This window comes from Terriglobales bacterium (assembly GCA_035561515.1).
Classification (GTDB): Bacteria; Acidobacteriota; Terriglobia; order Terriglobales; family Acidobacteriaceae; genus DATMXP01.
Genome location: DATMXP010000027.1, coordinates 22,847 through 45,892, shown reverse-complemented (window position 1 = coordinate 45,892; position 23,046 = coordinate 22,847). Strand labels below are relative to the sequence as shown.

General features: G+C 55.3%; 14 protein-coding genes. 6 read left to right on the top strand and 8 right to left on the bottom strand.

Going from position 1 to position 23,046, the window contains the following annotated elements; translation table 11 throughout:
* Positions 1-84 precede the first annotated feature (84 nt).
* Positions 85-2,184 (top strand): beta-galactosidase, encoded by a 2,100-nt coding sequence (locus tag VN577_12955; GenBank protein ID HWR15730.1) that lies wholly within the window; start codon positions 85-87, stop codon positions 2,182-2,184.
* Between the two features lie 51 nt (positions 2,185-2,235).
* Here VN577_12955 and VN577_12950 read toward each other — a convergent pair whose 3' ends face one another.
* The gene (locus tag VN577_12950; GenBank protein ID HWR15729.1) at positions 2,236-4,677 is read right to left on the bottom strand and encodes a non-lysosomal glucosylceramidase; all 2,442 of its coding nucleotides are present in this window, start codon (positions 4,675-4,677) and stop codon (positions 2,236-2,238) included.
* A 154-nt stretch (positions 4,678-4,831) separates the two neighbouring features.
* Between VN577_12950 and VN577_12945 the strand changes: the two genes are divergently transcribed.
* A complete protein-coding gene (locus tag VN577_12945; protein ID HWR15728.1) occupies positions 4,832-6,145 on the top strand; it encodes an alpha-L-fucosidase in 1,314 nt (437 codons plus the stop codon).
* 2 nt (positions 6,146-6,147) lie between these two features.
* On the opposite strand, the gene VN577_12940 is transcribed toward VN577_12945, so the two are convergent.
* Complete coding sequence (locus VN577_12940) at positions 6,148-6,942, bottom strand: phosphatase PAP2 family protein (GenBank protein HWR15727.1); 795 nt, start codon at positions 6,940-6,942, stop codon at positions 6,148-6,150.
* A gap of 123 nt (positions 6,943-7,065) precedes the next feature.
* On the opposite strand from VN577_12940, the gene VN577_12935 reads away from it, so the two are divergent.
* Entirely contained in the window at positions 7,066-8,259 is a 1,194-nt protein-coding gene (locus tag VN577_12935; protein HWR15726.1) for a hypothetical protein, read from the top strand.
* Positions 8,260-8,330: 71 nt separating this feature from the next.
* Here VN577_12935 and VN577_12930 read toward each other — a convergent pair whose 3' ends face one another.
* The 6 genes from VN577_12930 to VN577_12905 form a co-directional block, all read right to left on the bottom strand.
* A complete protein-coding gene (locus VN577_12930) occupies positions 8,331-9,239 on the bottom strand; it encodes an alpha/beta hydrolase (protein ID HWR15725.1) in 909 nt (302 codons plus the stop codon).
* 7 nt (positions 9,240-9,246) lie between these two features.
* Positions 9,247-9,666, bottom strand: coding sequence for an HIT family protein (locus VN577_12925; protein ID HWR15724.1), 420 nt, complete (start codon positions 9,664-9,666; stop codon positions 9,247-9,249).
* Complete coding sequence (locus VN577_12920; protein ID HWR15723.1) at positions 9,666-12,404, bottom strand: glycosyl hydrolase-related protein; 2,739 nt, start codon at positions 12,402-12,404, stop codon at positions 9,666-9,668. Before VN577_12920 ends, VN577_12925 begins: the two co-directional genes overlap by 1 nt.
* Positions 12,405-12,470: 66 nt before the next feature.
* Positions 12,471-15,542, bottom strand: a complete 3,072-nt coding sequence (locus tag VN577_12915) for a carboxypeptidase regulatory-like domain-containing protein (GenBank protein HWR15722.1) — start codon at positions 15,540-15,542, stop codon at positions 12,471-12,473.
* 16 nt (positions 15,543-15,558) lie between these two features.
* Positions 15,559-16,389: a FadR/GntR family transcriptional regulator gene (locus VN577_12910; GenBank protein ID HWR15721.1), complete on the bottom strand. Its 831-nt coding sequence runs from the start codon at positions 16,387-16,389 to the stop codon at positions 15,559-15,561.
* Between the two features lie 61 nt (positions 16,390-16,450).
* A complete protein-coding gene (locus VN577_12905; GenBank protein ID HWR15720.1) occupies positions 16,451-17,359 on the bottom strand; it encodes a fumarylacetoacetate hydrolase family protein in 909 nt (302 codons plus the stop codon).
* A gap of 107 nt (positions 17,360-17,466) precedes the next feature.
* Between VN577_12905 and VN577_12900 the strand changes: the two genes are divergently transcribed.
* Genes VN577_12900 through VN577_12890 form a run of 3 tightly spaced genes read left to right on the top strand, consistent with a single transcriptional unit; the run spans position 17,467 to position 23,044 of the window.
* Complete coding sequence (locus tag VN577_12900) at positions 17,467-18,309, top strand: SMP-30/gluconolactonase/LRE family protein (protein HWR15719.1); 843 nt, start codon at positions 17,467-17,469, stop codon at positions 18,307-18,309.
* Between the two features lie 23 nt (positions 18,310-18,332).
* Positions 18,333-19,529, top strand: a complete 1,197-nt coding sequence (locus tag VN577_12895) for an enolase C-terminal domain-like protein (protein HWR15718.1) — start codon at positions 18,333-18,335, stop codon at positions 19,527-19,529.
* A complete protein-coding gene (locus VN577_12890; GenBank protein HWR15717.1) occupies positions 19,475-23,044 on the top strand; it encodes a polysaccharide lyase family protein in 3,570 nt (1,189 codons plus the stop codon). Before VN577_12895 ends, VN577_12890 begins: the two co-directional genes overlap by 55 nt.
* The last annotated feature ends 2 nt before the right edge of the window (positions 23,045-23,046 follow it).

The following is a 23,046-nucleotide window of genomic DNA, read 5'->3' as shown; positions in this document are numbered from 1 at the left end:
CGATATCATAATTGACATTAGATTCCGCCCCTCCTAGCATTACGCCCGAATGTCCAGTGCGTTAAGACGCGCTCTACGGTGACCATGTTTAAAACAAGAATTCCCCTCGCACAATTGTTGCTTGTTTCGGTTTTGACTGGGATTGCGATCGCACAGGCATCCCCATCCAACAGCAGCCCGAAATCGACCCCGAACGTTCAGAACGTTTCTGTTTCGCCACTCTTTATTGGCGTTGCATGGTACCCAGAACAGTGGCCAGAAGAACGTTGGGAAAAAGATCTGGCACTCATGCAGGCCGCAGGGATCACAATGGTCCGCGTAGGCGAATTTGCCTGGAGCCGCATGGAACCAGCCGAAGGCAAGTTCGATCTCGACTGGCTGGATCGCGCGATCAAGATGGCGGCTGCGCGCAACATCAAGGTAGTTGTTGGTACGCCCACTGCCGCGCCTCCCGCATGGCTCACCAAGAAATACCCGGAAGTGCTGCCGACGTGGGAAGACGGTCGTCGGGCAACACACGGGAATAGAGGCCACTACCGGTTTACCAGCGAGCGATATCTTCAGCTATGCCGGCGCGTTGCAGAAGAAATGGCGAAGCGCTTCGGACATAACCCGAACGTGATTGGATGGCAGATCGACAACGAATACGGCCCTGTTTCCTATGATGACGAAACGAAAGTGCGTTTTCAGGCATTTCTTCGGCAAAAGTATCAGACTCTCGATCGCTTGAACGGTGCGTGGACTACGTACTACTGGAGCCAGACCTACGATTCATGGGACGAGATCCCGATTCCCGTGGGCTATCACAATCCCGGGCTCATGCTGGAGTGGAAGCGCTTTATCTCCGTTACATTCCGCGATTACCAGCACAACCAGATTTCGGCTATCCGCGCGAGCAGCGACCCGCGACAGTTCATCACTCATAATTTCATGGGTTTCTACCCGGGTTTCGACCACTACACCGTTGCTGCCGAACTGGATTTCGCTTCCTGGGATTCGTACGTGGGGCAAGGGCAGCTTGATTATATGTGGAATGCGCAGACTCACGATCTGACGCGCGGCTTCAAGCGCCGGAATTTCTGGATCATGGAAACGCAACCGGGCTCGGTAAATTGGGCGGGCATCAACAATACTCTGGACCGCGGAGAGATGCGCAAGCTTGCCTGGCAGGCAATTGGTCACGGTGCCGACACGGTTAGTTACTGGCAATGGCGTAGCGCATTGGGAGGACAGGAGCAGTATCACGGGTCGCTTGTGGGCGCCGATGGCAATCCTCGTCCGGTTTACGAAGAGATATCTCAGATCGCCCGGGAAGTGGCCAAAGCGGCCTCTGCGCTGAAAGACACCACGCCCGCACCTGAAACGGCTGTATTGTTCGATTATGACAGTCGCTGGGCGGTTGATTTCCAGAAGCACAACCGCAACTTCGATCCAATCGGATACCTCTCATCTATTTATCGCCCTCTGCGCGAACTCACCCAGGATGTCGACATCGTTCATCCTTCCGCTCCGCTCGATAAATACAAACTGGTTGTTGCTCCGGCGCTGAACCTTATGCCTCGCGAACGAGCGGAACATTTGGCAGCTTACGTTCGCGGAGGTGGTCACCTCGTCCTTGGTGTCCGCTCCGGCATGAAGGATGAGAACAACGCACTGCTCCCGTCGCGCCAACCGGGAACCATCCTTTCTGAGCTCCTTGGAGGAGATGTCGTCGATTTCTACGCGCTCGATAAGGACTTCTCCGTTACGGGCAAGGTGGGCAGCGGTCAGGTTAAGAATTGGGCAGAAATGCTTGAAGCGAAGCAACCGGGCGTTGACGTTGTATTGAAGTTCGGCACCAGCAACGGCTGGCTCGACGACAAGCCAGCCGTTATCACCCGTAAGGTGGGCAAGGGCAGCATCACGTACATCGGTGCATGGCTCGACGAAAAGCTGACCAGGGACGTGCTTGCATCGGAAGTATCTGGCAGCGGCGTGAAGCAGATCCTGCCGGGACTTCCGAGCGGAGTGGAAGTGAGCCGGCGTGTTTCTACCGATGGAAAAACCGTCCTGATTGTCATCAACCACACGCGCCAGCAGCAGCAGGTGACGCTGCCGCGGCCGATGCGTAGCCTTTTGGACGGACAGCAGAAATCGAGTCTTGACCTACCGCCAAGCGAAGTTGTCGTTCTCGCAAGCGAGTAAGTAAACGAAAGGGTGAGCCCGTGGGCTCACCCTTCACTTTGGTCCGGAGATTTACTTCGCCGATTTCTGCGCTGCACCCTCCAGGCTGTATTCCATTGCCCAAATCGCTCCTGGTCTCATGTACATGCTCGCCCGATAGAAGCCTTGGGCGTTATATGCCTCGGGCGTTCGGAACCAATACCCGCGATCAACCCAAACGACATTGTTGACGCCTTTTGCCGTCGCGAAGCCTTGTTCCTTTAGACCCTCGGAGATCATGTGGGAAGCAACGCTGAAGGTGGTACCAACCCAGACTTCTTCGACCTGCTCATTTTCCTTCAGGCCCTCACCGTCGGCTCCGATTCCATTTACGGCACCCATCTTCCCGTTCTGAAATTTCATGACGTTGTAGTCGTAAACGCGCTGCAACGCTGATTTCCGCATTTCCGGCGGTACGAGGTCACCGAGTCCGGTCAGACTTGCGTACCACTGCCCCGCCAACTGTTCCGCCATGATGTCCTTCTTATAGGGACTTGCCGTGTCGTAGTCGAAGTAGCTGTTGTTCCAGAGTTTCTTGATGAACGCTGCCTGTACTTTCTTGAAGAGAGCATCGTTGCTGTTAGCTATGGCATTGTCACCGACAATGCGCGCCATCTCGGCCGTGGCACGAAGGGCAGCGACATAGAGACTTCCTGAATACGAACTCTCGCCACGAGCCACCCAATTATCGTAGGTCTGGTCAGGGAAGCCACCGTTCTCGATCAGGCCGTCGCCGTCTGTGTCGAACTTCAACAGGTGCTGCATCGCCAGTTTTACGGCCGGGTATGCATAGCGAAGGAAGTCGATGTCCTTCTTACCGCTGAGGACATAATCCCGCCAGATGAGCAATACGAACTTGCTGTTGAGATCGCGCCAGTCAGTTACGTTCTGGTAGTTGTACTGGTTCACATTTGTGAACGCGTCTTCGAGCGGCGAGCCCAGGTCGTGCGGAGCGACACCAGCAGCCTTGCGCGGCATCAGTACCAACTTGCCTTCCTTCGTGCTTTTCCAGGACCACATCGTGTTCTGGTTTAAGGACTCGCCGATGGTGTCTGCGAACTGGCGCATCTCCTGTTTTTCCAGATCCGGCCAGAATTTAATGAGCGGGAAAGAACCGTAAAAGCGTACGTCAAGGGTTCCGTAATAGAGGTAGTCAAAACACTCGAGGAAACTGAAGGTGTCTGCCAACTGGGCTGACTTGTGCTTCGGATTAGAATTCCCAGAAAGTTCGTGCCCCCAAGCAGTTCCACCATCAGCCAAAATGTAGAGCTCATTGAAGAGCTCGCTGCGATACCAGGCAGGTTTTGATTCGTCCCCCAGAATGGGCTTTTGCCAAGCGTCAATCTCCGCACTCCACTTTTCCCCTTGTTGCAACGCGACTTTGGCGATGTTCCACGCGTTCGTTCCGGACTCGTTGAAGAACTTCGTGTAGTGGCGCACCCACTTTCGCCCGCTTCCAAACTGGTAGATCGGCAAATCCCACGAGAGTGCCATGGGTATTACCTTCTTCCCTCCCGCAGGGACTGTGATCTTCACGGCGATGGCACCCGCAATGGTCTCTCCACTGCTTTCAAAATCCAGCGCTGTGTTCGGAAGCGTACCGTCCTTCGAGAACGTGTTCCAAGTATCGGCCCCGGGACCACTTGGATCATACGTAGCAACGTAGCTGACCTGCGCATCGGCGCCAGCTAGCGTGGCAATCGCAAACTGTCCATCCCATTCATCCTGCACGGGAGAAAAGCGCAGGCGATCGAAGACGATTCCTTGCATGCTTCCGTTTGCGAGCTTCTCGCTGCGGTATGCGTTCTTGTTCAGCGTGCTGAGACCCGCTCGAAAATCCCGTGAAAAGTCACGGAACCAGCCCACCATGTTGGTCCACGAGAAGAGGACGGACACGGTCACCGGCTTGCCGGTGGGATTCTCGACATACCAGTTGAACACTGCGACCGGATAACTGGATTCGCGATAGTTGTTCGGAAGCACCGGCGAAAATTGCTCAAGTGTGAGCTTCACTGGTAATTGCTGCGAGTTGTATACGTACCAAGCCTTCGGATAGACCGCGGCGTATTCGCCCTTTCCTGCGGGGTACGACCAGTTCCAAGACGAGAGTTCACCGTGCTCCGGCTTGCTGGTGGACAAAACCTGTGCGACGGCAGGTTGACCTTCCGCCTGTGCGAAAACGGCGAACTGATTCGCCGGCACATTCTGATACTTGTGAACGCCGGCCTTCAGGTGCCAACGCTCGAAATTGCCTCGGGTTGTTCGAGAGAAGGTGCCCGCGCCAAAGCCTCCGACGGGAGCCCCTTGGAAGGGCCCATCGTCGATATTGGTCACCAGTTCGGGCTTGCGACCTCCGACTGTATCGGGGATGGTACCCAGGGGAATGCGCCAAGCGGCGTTTGGAATTTGATCACCTGCCCAAGCGGTACAGAGCAGCGCAAAAATGGCGAACAGCCGAAGAATATGACGACTCATCAGGTCAGACTCCTTGTCGCCACAATGTACTCGTGCGTGCAATTCCTGTAAACGAACTTTTGATATCGATATCATTACGATTAGTCGCCTCTGCGTTACAATGGCGGCCTCGCAACGGCGGCCGACTTTTACGGGCCGTGTCAGGAGCTAAATCGTGCCGATCTCACGCAAATTAGCGCTTCTGTTCTGTTTCGTCCTGTTTTGTTCAGCACTGTGGGGAGAAGGATCCGAACCGGTATCCAAAGCACGCCTTGAAAGCCGGCAGCGGTTCCAGGACATGAAGTTCGGGATGTTCATCCACTGGGGTATCTACAGCGAACTGGCGGATGGCGAGTGGGTGATGGAGACCCGACATCTCCCAATTCGAGATTACGAAAAGCTTGCGCCGCAGTTTTACCCGATTCGCTACGACCCGAAAGGATGGGTAGCGCTGGCGAAAGCGGCTGGGATGAAGTACATCACCATTACCTCCCGCCACCACGACGGCTTTTCCATGTTCCAGACGAAGCAGACCGACTGGAACATCGTAGATCGCACGCCATACAAGAAGGACGCTCTCAAGATGCTCGCTGACGAATGCCATCGTCAGGGCATCAAGGTCTTCCTTTACTACTCGCAACTTGATTGGCATCATCCGGATTATTTTCCTCGCGGCAACACTGGCAAATCCGCAGGACGGCCCGAAACCGGCAATTGGAACGGTTATCTCGATTTCATGAATGCTCAACTCACCGAGTTGCTCACCAACTACGGCAAGATCGACGGGATCTGGTTTGACGGCATGTGGGATAAACCAGATGCCGACTGGCAACTAGAGCGCACTTATCAGCTCATCCACCGTTTGCAGCCGGAAGCGCTGATCATTCCGAATCATCACAAGAAGCCCCTACCCGGCGAAGATGTTCAGACATTTGAGAAGGATTTGCCCGGCGAGAACAAGGCGGGGTTCAGCGCAAGCGCCGAATTAGGAAATTTGCCATTCGAGACGAGCGATACTGTGAATAAATCCTGGGGCTTTAACCTGACCGACAATGCCTGGAAATCGCCGAAAGAGATCATTCACTACCTGGTGCGGGCGGCCGGAAGAAATGCGAATCTGCTGCTGAATATCGGTCCGATGCCAAACGGTGAGATCCCGCAGCCAGCGCAAACTAACCTGCGGGACGTTGGCAAATGGCTACTGAAGAACGGGGACTCTATCTATGGGACTCGAGGTGGACCCGTTCCGCCGACAAATTGGGGCGTAACTACACAAACCGCCGATCGCATCTTCGTCCACGTGCTCGAACCTGCTTCCACAGTGACCTTATCGGGGCTGACAGATGCTTGTTCACCGATGCTGCTCGGTACCCAGACGCCTGTTGCAATGAAGGCAGGAGGAAGCGGATTGGAGTTCGACCTTGCTTCCGTACCGCGCGATGAGATTGACACGGTAGTTGTTTTGCAGAGGCACTGCGAACACAAGTAGCATCAGCGGCCAGCGAGCCAACGGCCGGAGACGTAGCCAAGGGTAGCGCCAACCAGAATGTCGGAAGCGTAATGTTTCCTTGCCGGCTGCCGAAGTACCGCAACTGCAAAGGACGAGGTGAACACTGCAACGGTAAGCCATCGATGCCTGGGATTCCGTCTCGCTATGGCACTTGCCATACCGAACGCGGCTGCTGAGTGCCCGGATGGGAACGATTTACCGCCGCCCCAAAACTGGCCGTGTCCATTCCACTTATCGGGATATTCGCGGTTGAATGCGGCCTTCAGAAGCAAGTTGTTACCCACCGCGTATCCCATAGCAGCCAAAGCTGAAAATGCGGTGTCACGAAGGCCGTCGCGGTTAGTGGCACAACCCACACCATAACTTAGAATGGCCAGACCAACTTGCGCACCTAGAAGCGCATTGGCTGCTGTGTCTGTTCCTTTCACTGTCGAGGGGGATAAAGGTGCAGACGGCATCGGACGATCGACGGCTGCGATCAGCACTCCGGTCGTGGCTGCAACGGGTATTTCCCACTTTAGATTGGAAGGCCGAACGATCCCGGCGGGAGCGCCCTTATAACCCTCCCATCCGCGCACCAGACTACGACGCAGTTCCTGGACGGTTCCTCGCAGGCAGCCACCGTCTCGTGACTGTTGGGCCGTTGTGTAGGTACTCAAGAGTCCTACAAAAAAGAGAACCGCTGCGACGCGCATGGCGACGAAATGAATCTTCAAGTGGTGACGGCATCCGAGACCTGGCCGTACCAGTTCAGCCATCAGCGCCAAGGCGTGCATAAATTTGACTCCTTCGTTAACCAGCGGTAGGTTGAGCTACTTCAGGTAGTTTGTCACAGACACAAGCGTATTGTTGAGGATAACGTTTCGGCTGCTTCATCTGCTTTCCTGGAGGCTGTTGTCATGGCCGGCTGTCGTATTTTGGGATGCGCTATTTTTCGTTCCGCGACTATCGTTTGCGCGGCACTCTTGCTGTTCCCTGTTTTCGTGCCTGCTCAACTGCAACAAGGTAGCAGCGCTCCGCAACCGGTGAGAACTGAAGCTCCCCCTGATCAGCCTCCGACGGCGGCGCTGAGGACCATCTTTCTCGAAGGGTTGGTTCTCATCGATGATCCGGATTGGCAAAAGGCAGCTACCCTGCGGCCGCTTATCCAGGCAAACTGCGGCGGAGTTCGCGCGAGCAATTACGCCGGAGATGATGGCACATTTTCGCTCACCGTTGATATGAAGCAGAACATGCTGCACACGCAGGATGTTGCGTCGGGAATTGGTGACATTGGCCTTCGCGGCACACCAGTTCGGGAAGGCTTCACTACTTGTGAGTTGAAGGCTCATCTCGAGGGCTACATCTCAAACGTGCTGGAAGTCTATCGGGCGGAAAACAGAGACCCCAAAGGAGTCGGCACGCTAATTCTTAGTCGTGTGGGCGCTCCCAAGAGGAATGACGGAACAGTTAGCGTCACGACATTGAGCGCTCCGAAAAAGGCAACGAAGTACTACGAGGAAGCACTGAAGCTCGCCGCGAAGGGTGACTTGGACGGTGCAGAGGGAAAATTGCGTAGTTCCGTAAAAGAAGGTGCGACCTACGCGCTTGCGTGGGTGGCCCTCGGAGAAATTCTGGAACGGCGCAACAAATTGGCCGAAGCTCGTGACTGTTACGAGAAGGCCAGTGCCGCCGACCAGTATTTTGTCATCCCCTACGTTCGGCTGGCCGCCCTTGCGATACGCCAGCAAGACTGGAAACAGGCGGTCAAATGGTCGCAACAGGCTGTCGCAAACGATTCGTTGCAGTTCCCCGCCGCGTATCTCTATGGTGCGGTCGGGCATATGAATCTACGCGAGTTCGACCAGGCGCAGAAAGAGGCGCTGCACGGGGTATTCATTGATAAGCGCTCGAAAGAACCTCGTCTTTTCTTGATTCTTGCTCAGATCGCTTACAACACCGGCAACCAGGCGCAGGAAGAGCAGCAGCTTCGGACATATCTGAAGCTCGCGCCTGGAGCGGCAGATGCCGATCGTCTTAGAGCGCGACTTTCCGAACTTGAATCACAGCACGCCGCTGCAGGAAAGTCGCCGGAGAACGATCAAGCAAAATAACGCGAATCTCATGCCTGGACTGGATGGCTGCGCATTGCCGACAGGTCTGACGGCACAAATAACTCAGTTTCTCAATGTGGTTTCTGCGTAGGCTGCACATTTCTATCCAGAAACTGGAATACCTGCTCATACGCACTTTGGTAGTCCGCATCGGAAAAGCCACCGTGCTTGCCGCCTTTGATCGTGATCAACTTGTTGGTCGCGCCAACCTTGTCCAGCGCGGCATGCAGACGCGTAGCGTGCGAGTACGGGACGACATCGTCCGCATCCCCGTGGATCGTGAGAATTGGGGGCAGGTCTTTTCGGACGTACGTCAACGGAGAAACGCGCTTGGCGACATCCACACGGTTCGCCTGTGTCCCAAGCCACATGTCCGCATAATTCTTATAGTTCGGGCCAAACAGCAGGTCGGTCACGTCGCTGATACCGTACCAGTTCACGACGGCAGCAACCTTGAGCGGTTCAGTCCCTGGACAATTGCTATCAAGCCCTGCGGACTGATCGAGCATGGCGGTAATGAGGGACAGGTGTCCGCCGGCGGAGTGCCCTGTCAGCACGAGGCGGTTGGCATCAATTCCGTACTCTTTTGCATGCTGGATAACCCAGCGTAAAGCGCATCGGCAATCCGCAACGGCAGCAGGAGCAAGCGAAACATTCGCCATCCGGTATTCGACATTAACCGCGTTCCAACCCTTCTCAAGATAGGGAAGGAGTTGCGGAACTGCACCGGTGCGATCACCCCAAATCCACCCCCCGCCGTGAATGTAGATGACAGTCGGCAGTGGTTCCTTGGCATTGTGCTGTTGCCACACGTCAAGCTTCAGTTGATAGTTGTTCGCAACACCGTAGACGCGATCCGGATGGACCCAGTAATCGGCGCTCGCTTTAACGGCCCATGCCGCCGGGGTCTGTTGCTGGGCCAGCGCAAACGTCGAGGCAAGAATTAAGAGAAGAAATGCAGCGATACGAGCTTTCATCATGGTTCCTTTAGGTCAACTTCATTGTTCTGCGAAGGTGTTGCGCTACCTCGGCTAGCGGAGTCGTCACGGGCTTACGTGGTGAGAACCCGCCAAGTTCGTCATCGTGCCAGCGCGGCACCAGATGAACGTGGAAGTGAGGCACCGTCTGCTGAACGACGGTGTTCGAAGCAATCAGCATTCCCTCCGCGCCCATGGCCTTCATCAGGGCCATGGCAAGCGTTTGCGTCCGGGTGAATGTAAACGCCAGCAGGTCTGGTGGCATTTCCAGAAGGCTTTCGAAATGCTTACGTGGAATCAGCAAGCAGTGGCCTGAGGTGAGCGGAGCGTGATCAAGAAAGGCGACCAAGTTATCGTCTTCGTAAACGACTTCCGCGGTTGCACTCCCCTGAACGATTTCGCAGAACCGGCATTTCATAGAGTCGTACATCACCACTCCCACCAGCGATGAGAACGTGTCTTGCTCTCGTGCGGAATAGTGAGTCTTAGCGTCAGAGTCTGGTGCGGCTTGATCCGGAGGCGGATCGGATTGGCCGCGAACGACCGAATGACTTGGTCCTCCGTCATCGTGGTCTCTTCCACAACCGTAGGCTTCAATGGTGAAGTGACGGTAACGTCTGATTCCTTGCCGGAGATCTCTTGCAGCCGAAGCATGAAGTGGTTCGGATCGCGATCATTGCTCGGCTTGAATGCGAGCACTTGGACATTGGGAGCATCGAGCGAAATGTATGATCCAACGGGTTCCGATGGCCGGGTTCCGGGGAGCGGGCTTGATACCAGCAGCGGCACACTTTGCTCCCAGCCCGCACGATATGCCTGGACAGGGTCAAGCGGACCTTCGCCAGATGTAAGCGCGATTGAAAACTTCAGCGGAGTATCCAGCCCAGGTTCGACAGTTTCGAAGTTCACCATACCGAGATCTTTGGTGTCTCCCTGATCTTGTTTGCGCAGGGCGGCTACTCGAACCTCATTCATGAAGGCGCCGGTAGCTCCCTTGCTGCCGGGCATGCCGATCAGGTAATTGAAGAATGACTCTCGCTCACTGATCACAACGTGGTGGATTCCGTTCTTGTCTGCCCCCGAAAGAACAAGCGAATGCTGCGGCACGGCGCTGTCGGTTCTCGCACCATCGAGATAGTCGTCAGGGATTCGGTGGAATCCGATGCCGCTGTCGAGCCACACCTGCGCTGAGCCGTTGAATTGGAACGGGAATGAGAAACTATAGTATTCACCCGCCTGAAGACTCGCGACGAAGGGCATCCGTGAGCGGTCGAGAGTATTTGTAATTCGGATCGTTTTCTTGTTCGCGGGTAGCTCAATCACCGTCTCCGGCCAATAGCTTCCGGGGCGAACAACGCGTAGAGAGTCGGTTACAGATCCTTGTCTATGAGTAATGTTGACCGTTCCGACCCCGTTTGGGAACGCTTCGAACAGAGTCCAACGCATCAACTCGCCCGCGGCGCGCGGGTTCTTGGGGTCAAGTAATTCCTTTTTTGACTGCTTATCGAGAACTCTTGTTATGGATCCATCCGACGGACGTATCTCCACTCGGTAGAACTGGTTCTCGAGTGCAGTCCCCGGAGCGTCCGTTGCCGATACTTTTTGCATCGCCGGTTCCAAGACGAAATGCCGGTAGCCCAGCGATGGCACATCCTTCGCGAAGAACTCTATCTCATCTTTGGAGAGCCGCTGCGATGGGACTACTACGTTCGCAGCAACGTCACGCACCTGCACGTTGGCCTCGGTTTTCACTTGTACGGTGCCGTTGCGCATCCAACTCAACGGATTGAAGACAACCAGGGATTCTTTGACTTTGGAATCCGGCTGCTGTGAAAAGAGCGACATCATGCCCGAATCCAGAAGATGGCCTATGTCGAGTCGTGCCGATCGGGCATACTCCACGTATTCGCGGTTCTGCTGATCCACCTCCGCGCGGGTCATCAGTTTCGGCCATCCGACCTGACCGGAGCCGGAGTGCTCTGCATATTTCAGCAGGTTGATTCTTGTTTCTTCGAAATTGCCCCAGGGGTAACTCACGCCGGGCTTGAAGCTCAGAAGCGACCAAATGGTCTCCGCCGCAGAGGTATGGTCCTGTGCCCAACGGGCATCGGCGCTGATCCGGGGCGAGTTGGTCTTTACTTCTGACCACAGCCCTGTCCAGTCTCCGCTGTAGGTCTTGAAATCCTGCGCGTGCCTGTTTTCCATTTCACGGAAGAATTCAGCTGGAGTTGCAACTACCAAACGCGGCGTTTTCCCGGCGGCGTTCCACGCTCGCACCGAAGGCAGCAGGTGGTCGCGCTCCAAGTTCGAAGAGATGAAATCGTGCAGGTACATCACCGCGACGGCGTCGTATGGATAGTTCGCGTTGTCGAACTTGGCGAGGAGTTGGTCGACGCCGCGCCGCATGATTTCGAGAGGCGGAAGTCCGTTCAGCTCCTTCGGATAAAACTGCTCTTTCGTATACGGCTCAGCGGAAATCGGATCGAGGTAGTAATCGGCAAGCGCCTCGGTGTAGCCGCCAAACTTGCTTTGTGTATGCCACAGCAGTACCTGGCTTCCGTCCGGAGACTTCCAGTAGAACGGAACCTTCCCCGGATAAAGCGAGGTGCCTCCGCCAATAAACAAGTTGGAGCCATTCAGAAAATATCGGACCCCACTTCGCGCGAGAACCTGTGGGAGGCGAAGTGTGAAGCCCGGAACGTCGTTCATCATCGCAAAGTCGGTTTTAACACCCAGACGCCGTTCGACCTCTTTCATGTCGTAGACGATCCGGTTCAACTGCTCGGTGCCCATGAATTCCGTATGCATGCTGCCGAACACAGCCGATATCTGAATCTGACCTTTCTTGACCAGCGCTACGAACCTGTCAATCTGCTTTTGGTCTTCAGTGCGTGACAGCCATTCTCGAATCTGCCATACACTCTCGATTGTCCAGCGGAACTCCGGATCGGCTTCGCAGTTTGCGATCACTTCATCGATGTGCGGCTTCAGCCGTGGCAGCACCTCTTCCGGAGGTGCAATGAAACCGAGGTCCCAATGACTGCTGGGAAAGATGTAGATGGTTTTGATGGAGCTTGGCCGAGATTGCGGGGAAGACTGCGCGAGTGCAAATTGGATGCCGACGAAGAAGAACAGCGCTACGAGGATTGCCGAGGTGCGTATTTTCATTTGGCAGTATTCGAATTCCTGAAGAAAAGGGCTTCCCGAAGGAAGCCCTGTCCGTTTTGGTTTTGTCTAGAACACCAGCTTCATAGCCACCTGGGCCTGACGCGATGTGCCGATGCCGACATGATTACCGATCGTCGACGTGCTACGGCCGAAATCCTGGCTATCCATGTAGCCAACCGGATTGGCAAAGTTAGGGTGATTGAAGAGGTTAAACATCTCTCCACGAATCAGCAGTGACAGACGTTCGTTTAGCTTTGTCGACTTCTGAAGCGCGAGGTCAATGTCATGGTAGCCGGGGCCACGGCCATAGTTTCGGGGAGTGTTTCCGAAAGTTCCGGCAGCAGGCTGCGAGAATGCGTCTTTGTTGAACTGGCGGGCGCCCTGATTGTATTGATCGCCGGGTACCGTGTAATTTGCCGGCTTCAGCGAAGCACCGGGCACCAAGTTCGGCCGGAGTTGGTCGATTCCCAGGAATGGTGCTGCCAGAGCGATGTTGACGGGCAGCCCCGTACGAGTGGCAAACATAGAGCTGACCTGCCATCCGGAGCCGAGCCGTCCGGGAACGAACTTCGGGATGTCGTAAACCAAGCCGAGTGTGAAGTTGTGACGAACATCGATGTCACCGCTTCCATAATCGCCCTTGGGGTTATGGGAGTTCTGGAAAGCACCAGTCAGGATGTTGACGGCATCGTCGATTTCATGCGACCAGGTATAGTTCGCATCAAGATTCAAACCCGCTGCCATATGCCGGCGAACACTGACCTGTAACGCGTTGTAGTTCGAATCCAGGAAGTTGCCTAGTCGGCGAATCTGGCCGAAATCGTTGGACAGTTGCTTGCCCCCGAAAGGCGAATAGTTCAGTTCCATTCCAGCGTAAGCCGCGCCAGCGGGCAGCTTGATGCCACGGTTGCCGACGTAGGTAGCCTCGAGGACGGTATTGCTGACCAATTCGCGCTGCACGCCAAGGCTCCAGTGGCCGGAGTACGTATCGCGCATGTTCGGGTCAAGCGAGTTCACGCTTGCCGGCAACACCTTGTTGCAAGTGGGCAACGGATTGTTCACCGGGTAGCCCCAATTCAACGGAGGATTGCAGGAGAAGTTCGGATCGAACAGGTCAAACAAATTGACGCTGAACGACTGTTGATAATTGCCGGCGAGCGATAGCGCAGCGCCGGTGAGCAACGGGTTGAAGAAGATGCCTGCTCCGCCACGCAGTACAGTCTTGCCGTCGCCTAACAGGTCATACGCGAAACCAACACGCGGAGCAAAGTTGTTGCGATCCGGCTTATACAAATCAATACCCTTCGGTTGAAGCTTGAGGCTGGCAATATCGAAATTGCCCATCTCGGGTCCGCTCAGGACGGTGTTGTATTCGTAACGCAGTCCAAGGTTCATAGTGAACCGCGAAGTCAACCGGATATCGTCTTGCATGAAGAACGCGAGGTTTGAGTTCTCGACTCCAACCATCGTATGGCCCAGCGTGTCTACCTGAATCAAACCGTTAGTGAGGAAATCATTTGCGTTCGCGTAACTGAGGAACTGCTGGGGATCAAGAGCGTCGTGCGTGACGTTCTTGCGAATATCGAACCCGAAACGAATGGTGTTTCTACCCTTCACCCAGCTTGTGGTGTTCGTGAAGGAGATCGAGTGCTGAGGCCGGCGATTCGAGAACAGCGCAGGCCCTGGCGTTGCGCCAAAGTTGTTGCCTCCATTGCAACCCCAAAAAGTGCTGCACTGGAAGATTGGGAAGTCGCCGCCTCCTCCGAGCGAATCGGTCTGGGGGCGGTTGAGGGCGACGCCCAACTCATTCAACAAGTTCGGGCGGAACGTGTGCGTCCAGCTTATCTTCGCCAGATGGTTGCGGCTGCTGGAAGGCGAAACCTGTCCGGCTGCGAAACCGTACTGCGTGCTGGTGTAGGAATCGGAAATGTTGTACCGCAGTGCAAACGAATCGGAGCTGCTGGGGGTGAAGTCGACTTTGATCGAACCAGTATCTTCGCGAAGGCGGTTCTCAAGCAGACCGCTGTAGAAGCCAAGATAGGGGTTTACCTTTTCCAGGCCGTCCAAGGGATCGACGTATGTAACTGCGCCCGGGCGATTAGGCAGTGGTATCGCGCTGATGACGGGCTGCATGCTCGCGACCGCCGACGCGCGGCTGGTTGAATTGAGAACCGTGGTGGTAGCGGGAACATTTACAACCTGCCGCACGCCCTCGTAGTTGACGAAGTAGAACAGCTTGTTCTTGATCACCGGCCCGCCGACGTTGCCGCCGAATTGATTCAGGCGCAGAGGTGACTTTTCGCCAGTGGTGTTGAAGTAGTTCTTCGCATCCATGGCGTCGTTGCGCAGAAACTCAAAAACGTTTCCGTGAACTGTGTTGCCGCCGGATTTCGTAATGACGTTGACGATATCGCCCATCGAGCGGCCATATTCCGCCGAATAAACACCAGACAGAACACGGAACTCCTGGATACTATCGACGCTGGCGCGGCTAATACGCGACTCCTGCCGGCCCAACTGGGTGCTGGTTGCGTTCACGTCAATGCGTGTCGCGTCGGTTCCGTCGAGCAAGATGTTGACGCCGGCAAGACTGGTCTCGTAACCACCGAGACTCGTCTGGCCGAAGCCTGCGGTCGTCACGGAGCCTGGGACCAACGCCAACAAGGACGTAAAATCGCGACCGTTGAGAGGGAGATTCGTTACCGCCGTCGATCCGATAGCGGCGCCGAGATCGCTGGTGGTCGTGTTCACTGTCGCCTGCTCGGCAGTGACCGTCAACTGCTCCGCCGCAGCGCCGATTTCGAGCTTCAGGTCGGCACGAACAGTTTGTGATGTGTTCAGAAAGATGTCAGATACGACGCCGGTCTTGAAGCCACTCCGCGAGACTTCTACCTGGTAAGGCCCCACGGGAAGAGCAGGAACGCTGTACTCCCCGAGGGAGCCGGTCTTCAGATCCCACGTACGACCTGTCTTCGTGTTAGTCACTTTCACAGTTGCATCGGACAGAACCGCACCGGTTTTGTCCTGAACGATTCCGGTGATAGTTCCGGTATCAAGCTGCGCCACGCAGGTAAGCGAAAGCAGCAGCATGGCAACCAGCACGATCATCCAGCGCGCGATATTCATGAGTCTCGCCATTGTTGTTTCCTTGTGATCAGTTACCGCGTACGCCTGCGGCATTGCCTCGCAGTGCGGCGGGTTGGGGTTTTGTTTCTTTTGAGGTCAATGCTCGCTCGCGATCTTGTGCCATCTCTTCGCGAATGAGCCTTTCGGCATACTTCAGATCTTCAAGAACCGCCTTGGCAGCCAGGTTGGGCCGATGGTCCCGGATGAAATGAAAAATCTTCTCGTGGCGCTCGTAGTGAAGCTGCATGTCGTCGATGAGTGGTAGAACGCGACTGCGCGCTTCCAGCATGGCGTCGTACAGCATCCGTAGCGTTGTCTGAAGAGCGACATTCCCCGATGCCTGGGCCAGCGCATCATGCAACTCGATGTCGTAACTCAGGAACCGCTCGGGCCGGTCGATACTCTCGCTCATCTCGGCCAGTGCGCGCTCCATGCGCTCGATGTCGTTGCGTGTAGCTCGCTGTGCGGCAAGGGCGGCTGCCCGAGGCTCAATGATCTGCCTCAGTTCGTAGATTTCGAGGTACTTGATTTCCTGCAGGACCACCATCCACTGAAAATGGCGGCTCATGACGCGAGATAAGGAAGCGCCCTGAATGTAGGTACCATCGCCGGGCCGGGCCTTGATCAGGCCTACGAACATCAATCCCTTCAACGCTTCGCGCAAAGAACTGCGGGAGACCCGCAACATCTGTGCGAGCTCAGGCTCTGGAGGAAGACGGTCGCCTTTCCGAAGGTCGCCGTTACGGACGAGAGTTTCGATTCTCTTGGCCACAGTGTCCATGACCGTTTCCCGGCGCACTGGCTCAAGCGCATTCAGTAATCCCGAGAATCGTTGCGACGCCTTTTGGGACTTTGGCATTTCGCTACTCTGATTTGTCATACATTAGGACAAAATTAAAAAGTGTCAAGCGAAACCTCTATCACGCTGTTATCGCGGCCTGTCTTTGCTCGGCGATAACGGGATTCTTTAGAACTCCCAGTTTCTCGATGCCCGTCTCGACCACATCACCAGGTTTGAGGTAGATCGGCGGCTTCCGAAATACTCCGACGCCGGGAGGTGTCCCGGTTGCAATTACGTCTCCTGGTTCAAGCGTTATGCTCGCGGAGATATAGGAAATCAGCCTAGAAACACCGAAAATCAGGTTTTTCGTCGAGGAGTCCTGTAGGGTTTGTCCGTTCACTCTCGTGAAGACGGCAAGGTTCTCTGGTTGCGGGACTTCGTCGGCCGTGGTCAGCCACGGCCCCATCGGCGCGAAGGTGTCGCACGACTTCCCGCGGGTCCACTGTTTGTCAGCGAATTGCCATTTCCTGGCCGAGACGTCATTCAGCACCAGGTATCCCGCGACATAGCGAAGCGCGTCCGCCTCAGAAACCCGTTTCGCGCGACGTCCAATCACAACTCCAAGTTCAACTTCGTAATCAACCTCCGGGTCTTCTTCCGGAATAATAATCGGGTCGTACGGGCCCGTAACGCTGTTAGGGAACTTGGCAAACAGGAGGGGCGCAGCAGGTGGATCAATTCCCTGCTCAACGCAGTGGTCAAGATAATTTAGCCCCACAGCGATGATCTTGCCGGGGTTGGGCACCGGCGAAAGCAATCGAACGGAGTCAAGCCGAACCCCTCTGATCTTTCCCAACAGACTTGTGTTTTGAGACAGACTGCGTGCGCGATCCAGTGCCTCTCCGGTACGCAAGACTTCTATCATCGAGGTGAAGCGGCTTCCGTCCAGCCCGCCCAAACTGGCAAGTTCCGCCAAGTCAATAATCTTGTCGTTCAGCACCACGCCGAGCCGCGCAGGCCCGTCTGCCATAAAGGTCGCAAGCTTCATATTGCTCCGGCTGCCGGTGTGACTTTTCCTTGACACCGTCGAGAATAGAAGTTTATATGTTCGCTTGTCTGACAAATGCAAGTGAATTCGTCACACGATGGTGAGGCATGAGGCCTGCAGTCTCGATCGACAAGTTCGAAGTCTTCGCCGATGGATTGGACCATCCCGAAGGTCTTGCCTTTGATCGTGACGGTGACCTGTGGGTCGGGGGCGAGCAGGGACAAATCTACCGAATCACGCCCAAAGGCAAGATACTCGAGGTTGCTCAACTCGGCGGGTTTTGTCTAGGCCTGACGTTTTCTGCAACCCAGGAACTCTGGGTATGCAATCTTAAGAAATCGTCGCTGATTCGACTGGATCGCAAGGGCCGTATTCTCTCTTCGATTGAAAGAGTTGGTGGCGTCAGACTCCGCACACCGAATTTCTCCGTCTTCGACTCTGAAGGCAATCTTTACTTCTCGGATTCCGGAGAATGGCAGAAGAACAACGGCGCTGTCTTTGTGCTTCGAGCAGATGGCAAGACTTCCAGGATCGCCGACTCTCTCTCATTTCCAAACGGAATGGCATTAAGTGCGGACGAACGCACACTCTATGTCGTTCAGAGCACGGCCAACAATGTGCTCGCTCTGGAGATCGCCAGCCCGGGTGTGGTTCGCTCCAAACGCATTTATGCAAAGAGCCTGGAGCGTGTTCCCGATGGTGCTGTACTCGACGCGCGCGGGAATCTGTACGTAACCTGCTACGCTTCCGATCACATTTACAAGGTCACATCGCAGGGAAAAGTTTCCGTGTTCGCATGGGATCCATGCGGAACTATGCTATCCAGTCCAACGAATGGCGCCTTCGGAGGCGAAAATTTCGAATACCTCTACTTTGCGAATCTGAGTCGTTGGCACATATGCCGAGTCAGGGTCGGAGTAAGGGGATTGCCGCTGGTGAATTTGCGCTGATGGCCTAAGGGGGCCACGCAATAATGAAGATTACGGATGTACGCTGGACACCTTGTTTTATTCCGATCGAGGCGCCACTCCGCTACGCCTTTGGTTCTCATCCCGGATTTTCCCGGATCATAGTGGAAGTTGAGACCAACGAAGGAATTGTCGGCCTCGGTGAATGCTACGGCGGAGCCAGCCGAGAAGGCCAACTCGCCGAGATGAAGCCCCTGTTGATCGGCGAAGATCCATTTCAACTTGAACGCATCCGCTGGAAACTCGCCGCGCCCACGTCGCTCAAGCTCTTCGGGCACACACTTGGCTGGGCTGCGCTTGAGTTTGCTTGTCTCGATATCCAGGGGAAAGCACTGAACAAGCCTATCTGCGACATCATTGGCGGCAGGGTGCGCGAAGTAGTCCCATTCTCCGCATACCTTTTCTACCGGTATGCAAATGATCGCGGCGAAGGAGAAGTCTCGAACGTTGAACAGATGGTTGGCTTCGCCAAATACCTGGTGAAACAGTATGGTTTTCAGACGCTGAAGTACAAGAATGGCGTTCTGCCTCCGGACGAAGAGATCGAAACGTTCGTCACTCTTCGCGACAAATTCCCGGCTTCGAAAATCCGCCTCGATCCGAATGCAGCCTGGTCGGTAACTACCGCCGTTCGGGTTGCGCGCAAGCTGCACGAGTACGACGTGGAGTATCTGGAAGATCCAGTTTGGGGCATGCGGGCGATGGCCCGCGTCAACGAGAAGGCGCCGTGGGTTACGCTGGCCTCAAACATGTCGGTTTTCGCTTTCGAAGATCTCGTACCCACCACGATGATGAAGATTCTCGACGTCGTGCTTATCGATCCACATTGGTATGGTGGCATCACGAGAGCCCGATTGGCGGCACAGATCTGCGAAACCATGGGCATCGACGTCGGAATGCATAGTGGCGCCGAGTTTGGTATCTCGCAAGCCGCGATGATCCACCTCGCCGCGAGCGTACCTAATATGACCGTAGCGCCGGACTCGCACTATCATCACTTGACCGACGACATCCTTGAGGGTGGCAAACTTCAATACGGCCCGGGTGGAACTATGAAGGTTCCTGCCGGCCCCGGTTTGGGCGTCAGCCTCGACCGCGACAAGATTGCCAGATATCACGAACTTTCCCGCAAGAAAGAAATGGGCTCGTGGATCGAAGATCCGAGACGCCCGGGAGTAATAACCACACAACCAAAGTGGTAGAGGGATACAAGTTGAAATCGCTGCGCTTTGTAGTGCTCGGACTCCTACTGGCAGGCACTTGTTTTGCTGCAGAAAAAACAGTCTGGCGGATTGGCACCTTCAACCAGTCCTCCGGCGAATTCAAATCGCAGAACATCAACTACAACGATCCGAAACAGGATCCTGTTTATCGTGTTGGCCAGAGCCGTGATTCAGCAGACTGGCAGCGATTCCAGCCCGGCCCTGCGAACGGGATGACCGGTGGCCGAGAGCATCCGTTCACGGTCATCTTCAGCTTGCCCGAAAAACCGACCGGAGTATTTCGCCTGAAGCTGGCAGTGATGTATGAGACGCCGAGGCTTTCTTTCCTTCGCATCAATGTGAACGGGCACACAGGACTCGTTTATTTCCATCCCAAGCTGGACTACGCGGCAGGGGACTGGGAAGGCACGTTCGTTCCGCAAACCTCCGCGGATATCAAGATCGTGACTTTGTCACCGTCCTGGCTGAAGCAAGGCTCAAACACGATCATTCTTACCGCTCTCGATGATCCGTCGGCTGTTGAGACCTCGTTGGGGTCCATTGCACCGGGGCACACCGGCATCGTCTACGATGCTCTCGAACTCATACACGACGCAAGCGCCAGTTACGACGCATCCCGCATCGATGCACTCGTAACTCCGACCATCTTCTATCGCGCCGCTAACAATCAGACCTTCGAAATCGTGGATGTGTTTCCCAGTTTTGCCACTCTTCCCAAGAGTGCTTCCGTTGAACTAAACGTTCAAGGAAAGAGCTACCGTCAGTCGCTCACATCGAATGATCGCTTTGGTGAACAAAAATTGTCTTTTGAAGTTCCAGAATGGACCGGCACGGTGTCGGCCAGTCTGGCCTTAGGCGGCAAGCGGTTTCCACTGCAACTCACCGCCGCGCGCAAGTGGACGCTGTACGTTGTTCCGCACGAGCACCTCGATATCGGCTTCACCGATTATCCCGCTCGCGTGTCCGAACTACACTCCGAATCGATCGACCAGTCCATCGATATCATGCATCGCATTCCCGAGTTTCGTTGGACGCTCGACGGCTTCTTCGTGGCGCAGCAGTACATGCTGGGACGCTCCGAACGCGAACAACAAAAGTTTCTGCAATACGTTCGCGAGGGCAAGATCGTGATCCCGCCGGAGTTTGCGAACCAGCACACCGCAACTGCATCGCTGGAAGGACTGATCCGTTCCCTGTACGGCAGCCACCAATTCTCGAAGAAGTACGATGTACCAATAGGGGCTGCTCAGATCGTGGATGTCCCTGCCTACTCATGGTCCTACGCGACGGTACTCAATGGCGCCGGTCTGAATCATTTCGCCGCCGCGAGTAACAGTTGGCGGGCGCCAGTGCAGTTGATCGGGCGCTGGAATGAAAAGTCGCCATTCTACTGGGAGGGACCGGATGGTAGCCGCACGTTCATGTGGTACTCGCGTGCATACCTCCAGATGCACACCATGTTCGGCTCGCCAGCGCGCATGGCTGCAGTTCGTGATGCCTTACCTGTTTTCCTCCAGGCCTATACGCGTCCGGACTACACCGCCGATGCCGCCATCATCTTCGGAAGCCAGCTTGAAAACACCGCGCTTGCTCCGGAACAGGCCGAAGTTGCCCGTGAATGGGCGAAAACGTACTCCTGGCCAAAGTTCGAGTACACGGATTTCAAGACCGCTCTTACGTCCCTTGAGAAGCAGATGCCAAATCGTCCCGTGTACCGAGGCGATTTCGGACCCTACTGGGAAGACGGCTTTGGTTCTGACGCTGCTTTCACTGGCATCCATCGTCGTAACGAACAGCGAGTGGTCACTGCCGAGATCATGAGCACTCTGGCAACTGCTCTGAGCCCTGGCGTCAACCTTGATCGCGAACGGATGGCCGATGCCTGGAACAACATCCTTCTTTATGACGAGCACACCTGGACGTACGTCAGCGGCACCACGCAGCCTCAGCATGAACAAACCACCACTCAGACCGCACTGAAACGTGCGCGTGCTACAGAAGCAGACCGGCAGATCAGTGAAACCATTCACCGTACATGGGGACAGCTCGCGACGATTCTCAGTCCGAAGGAAAACACGCTGGTGGTCTTCAACTCTCTGGGTTGGCCACGAAGTGGTGTTCTTGAGTACGACCTTCAGGATGGCACTGAGCTCTATGATCCTGCTACTAACGCCGCAATTCCGTATGAAGTGCAGTACATCGGCAAGGGCACGCCTCTTCCCGGCTTTGGCAATGGCTATCGCCGCATCCGTTTCGTAGCGACCGATGTTCCGGCGTTCGGATACAAGATGTACCGACTACGGTTCGGCAAAAGGCAGGCAGTCACACCATCGAATACCGGCAGCTCCGTCGTTGAAAATCAACATTACCGCGTCACTCTTGATCCCGCGACCGCAGCAATCAGGAGCATCTTCGACAAGGAGACCGGCAAGGAGATTGTCGATCAATCCAGTCCATACCGCTTTGGCTCCTACCTTTACGTCACCGGTGGTGACGATATTCCGAACAACAGCCTGTATCGTTACGGTGCGGGACTGAATGCACCGAAGCTGCAAACTCATCCTGCAGGCAACGGACGGGTAATTGCCGTCCGAAAGGAAGCATTTGGGACGGTCATTGAGATGGAGTCCACGGCTCCAAATACTCCCGTTATCAAGTCAGAGATCATTCTGTTCGATCAGCAGAAGAAGATCGGATTCACTTTCCGCATTCGGAAAGAAAGCGTGCTGACGAAGGAAGCCGCATATTTCGCCTTCCCATTTGCAGTCGCTGATCCTACGTTTCTGTATGACACCCAAACAGCATGGGTGAATCCGGCGAAGGACACCTTGCCTGGGGGCAGCCGTGAATGGTTTGCGGCTACCCGCTGGAGTTCGGTCCAAGGTGTCGACTTCGGTGCAGCCGTTTTCCCGATTGACGCACCACTTGTCGCATTTGGTGACATTGTCCGCGGCAATTGGCCTGAAAAGTTTGCGCCCACCTCTGGAACGATCTTCTCCTGGGTCATGAACAATTACTGGAATACCAATTTCATGCCCGAACAGAGCGGCGATATGACGTTCCGCTATGCTGTCACCAGCGGGCAGAAACTCGATCCCGTCGAACTCACCCGCAACGGGATGTCGGAACTGACGCCTCTTGAACTTGGTCAGGCAGGTCCCGCGCGCGAACAGGGCCCTATCACCGCGACAGCCAGTTCATTCCTGAACATCAGCAATCCCAACGTCGGGGTCGTCACCTGGAAACTGGCCGAGGACGGCAACGGCAGCATTCTTCGGCTGCAGGAACTCTCTGGGAATGCAGGCAAGGTGCGGGTTTCAAGTCCTTTCTTTAGTATCCGTGAAGCCTGGGACTGTAACCTTCTTGAAGACAATCGCGCAAAGCTCACAGCTGAGCATGGCAGCGTCGAGGTGAATGTAAAGCCGTTTTCCGTTGTTACCTTGCGGATTGTCTCGGACCCGGTGAAACCACCGCTAAGTGCGGCGGGAAAGTAGAG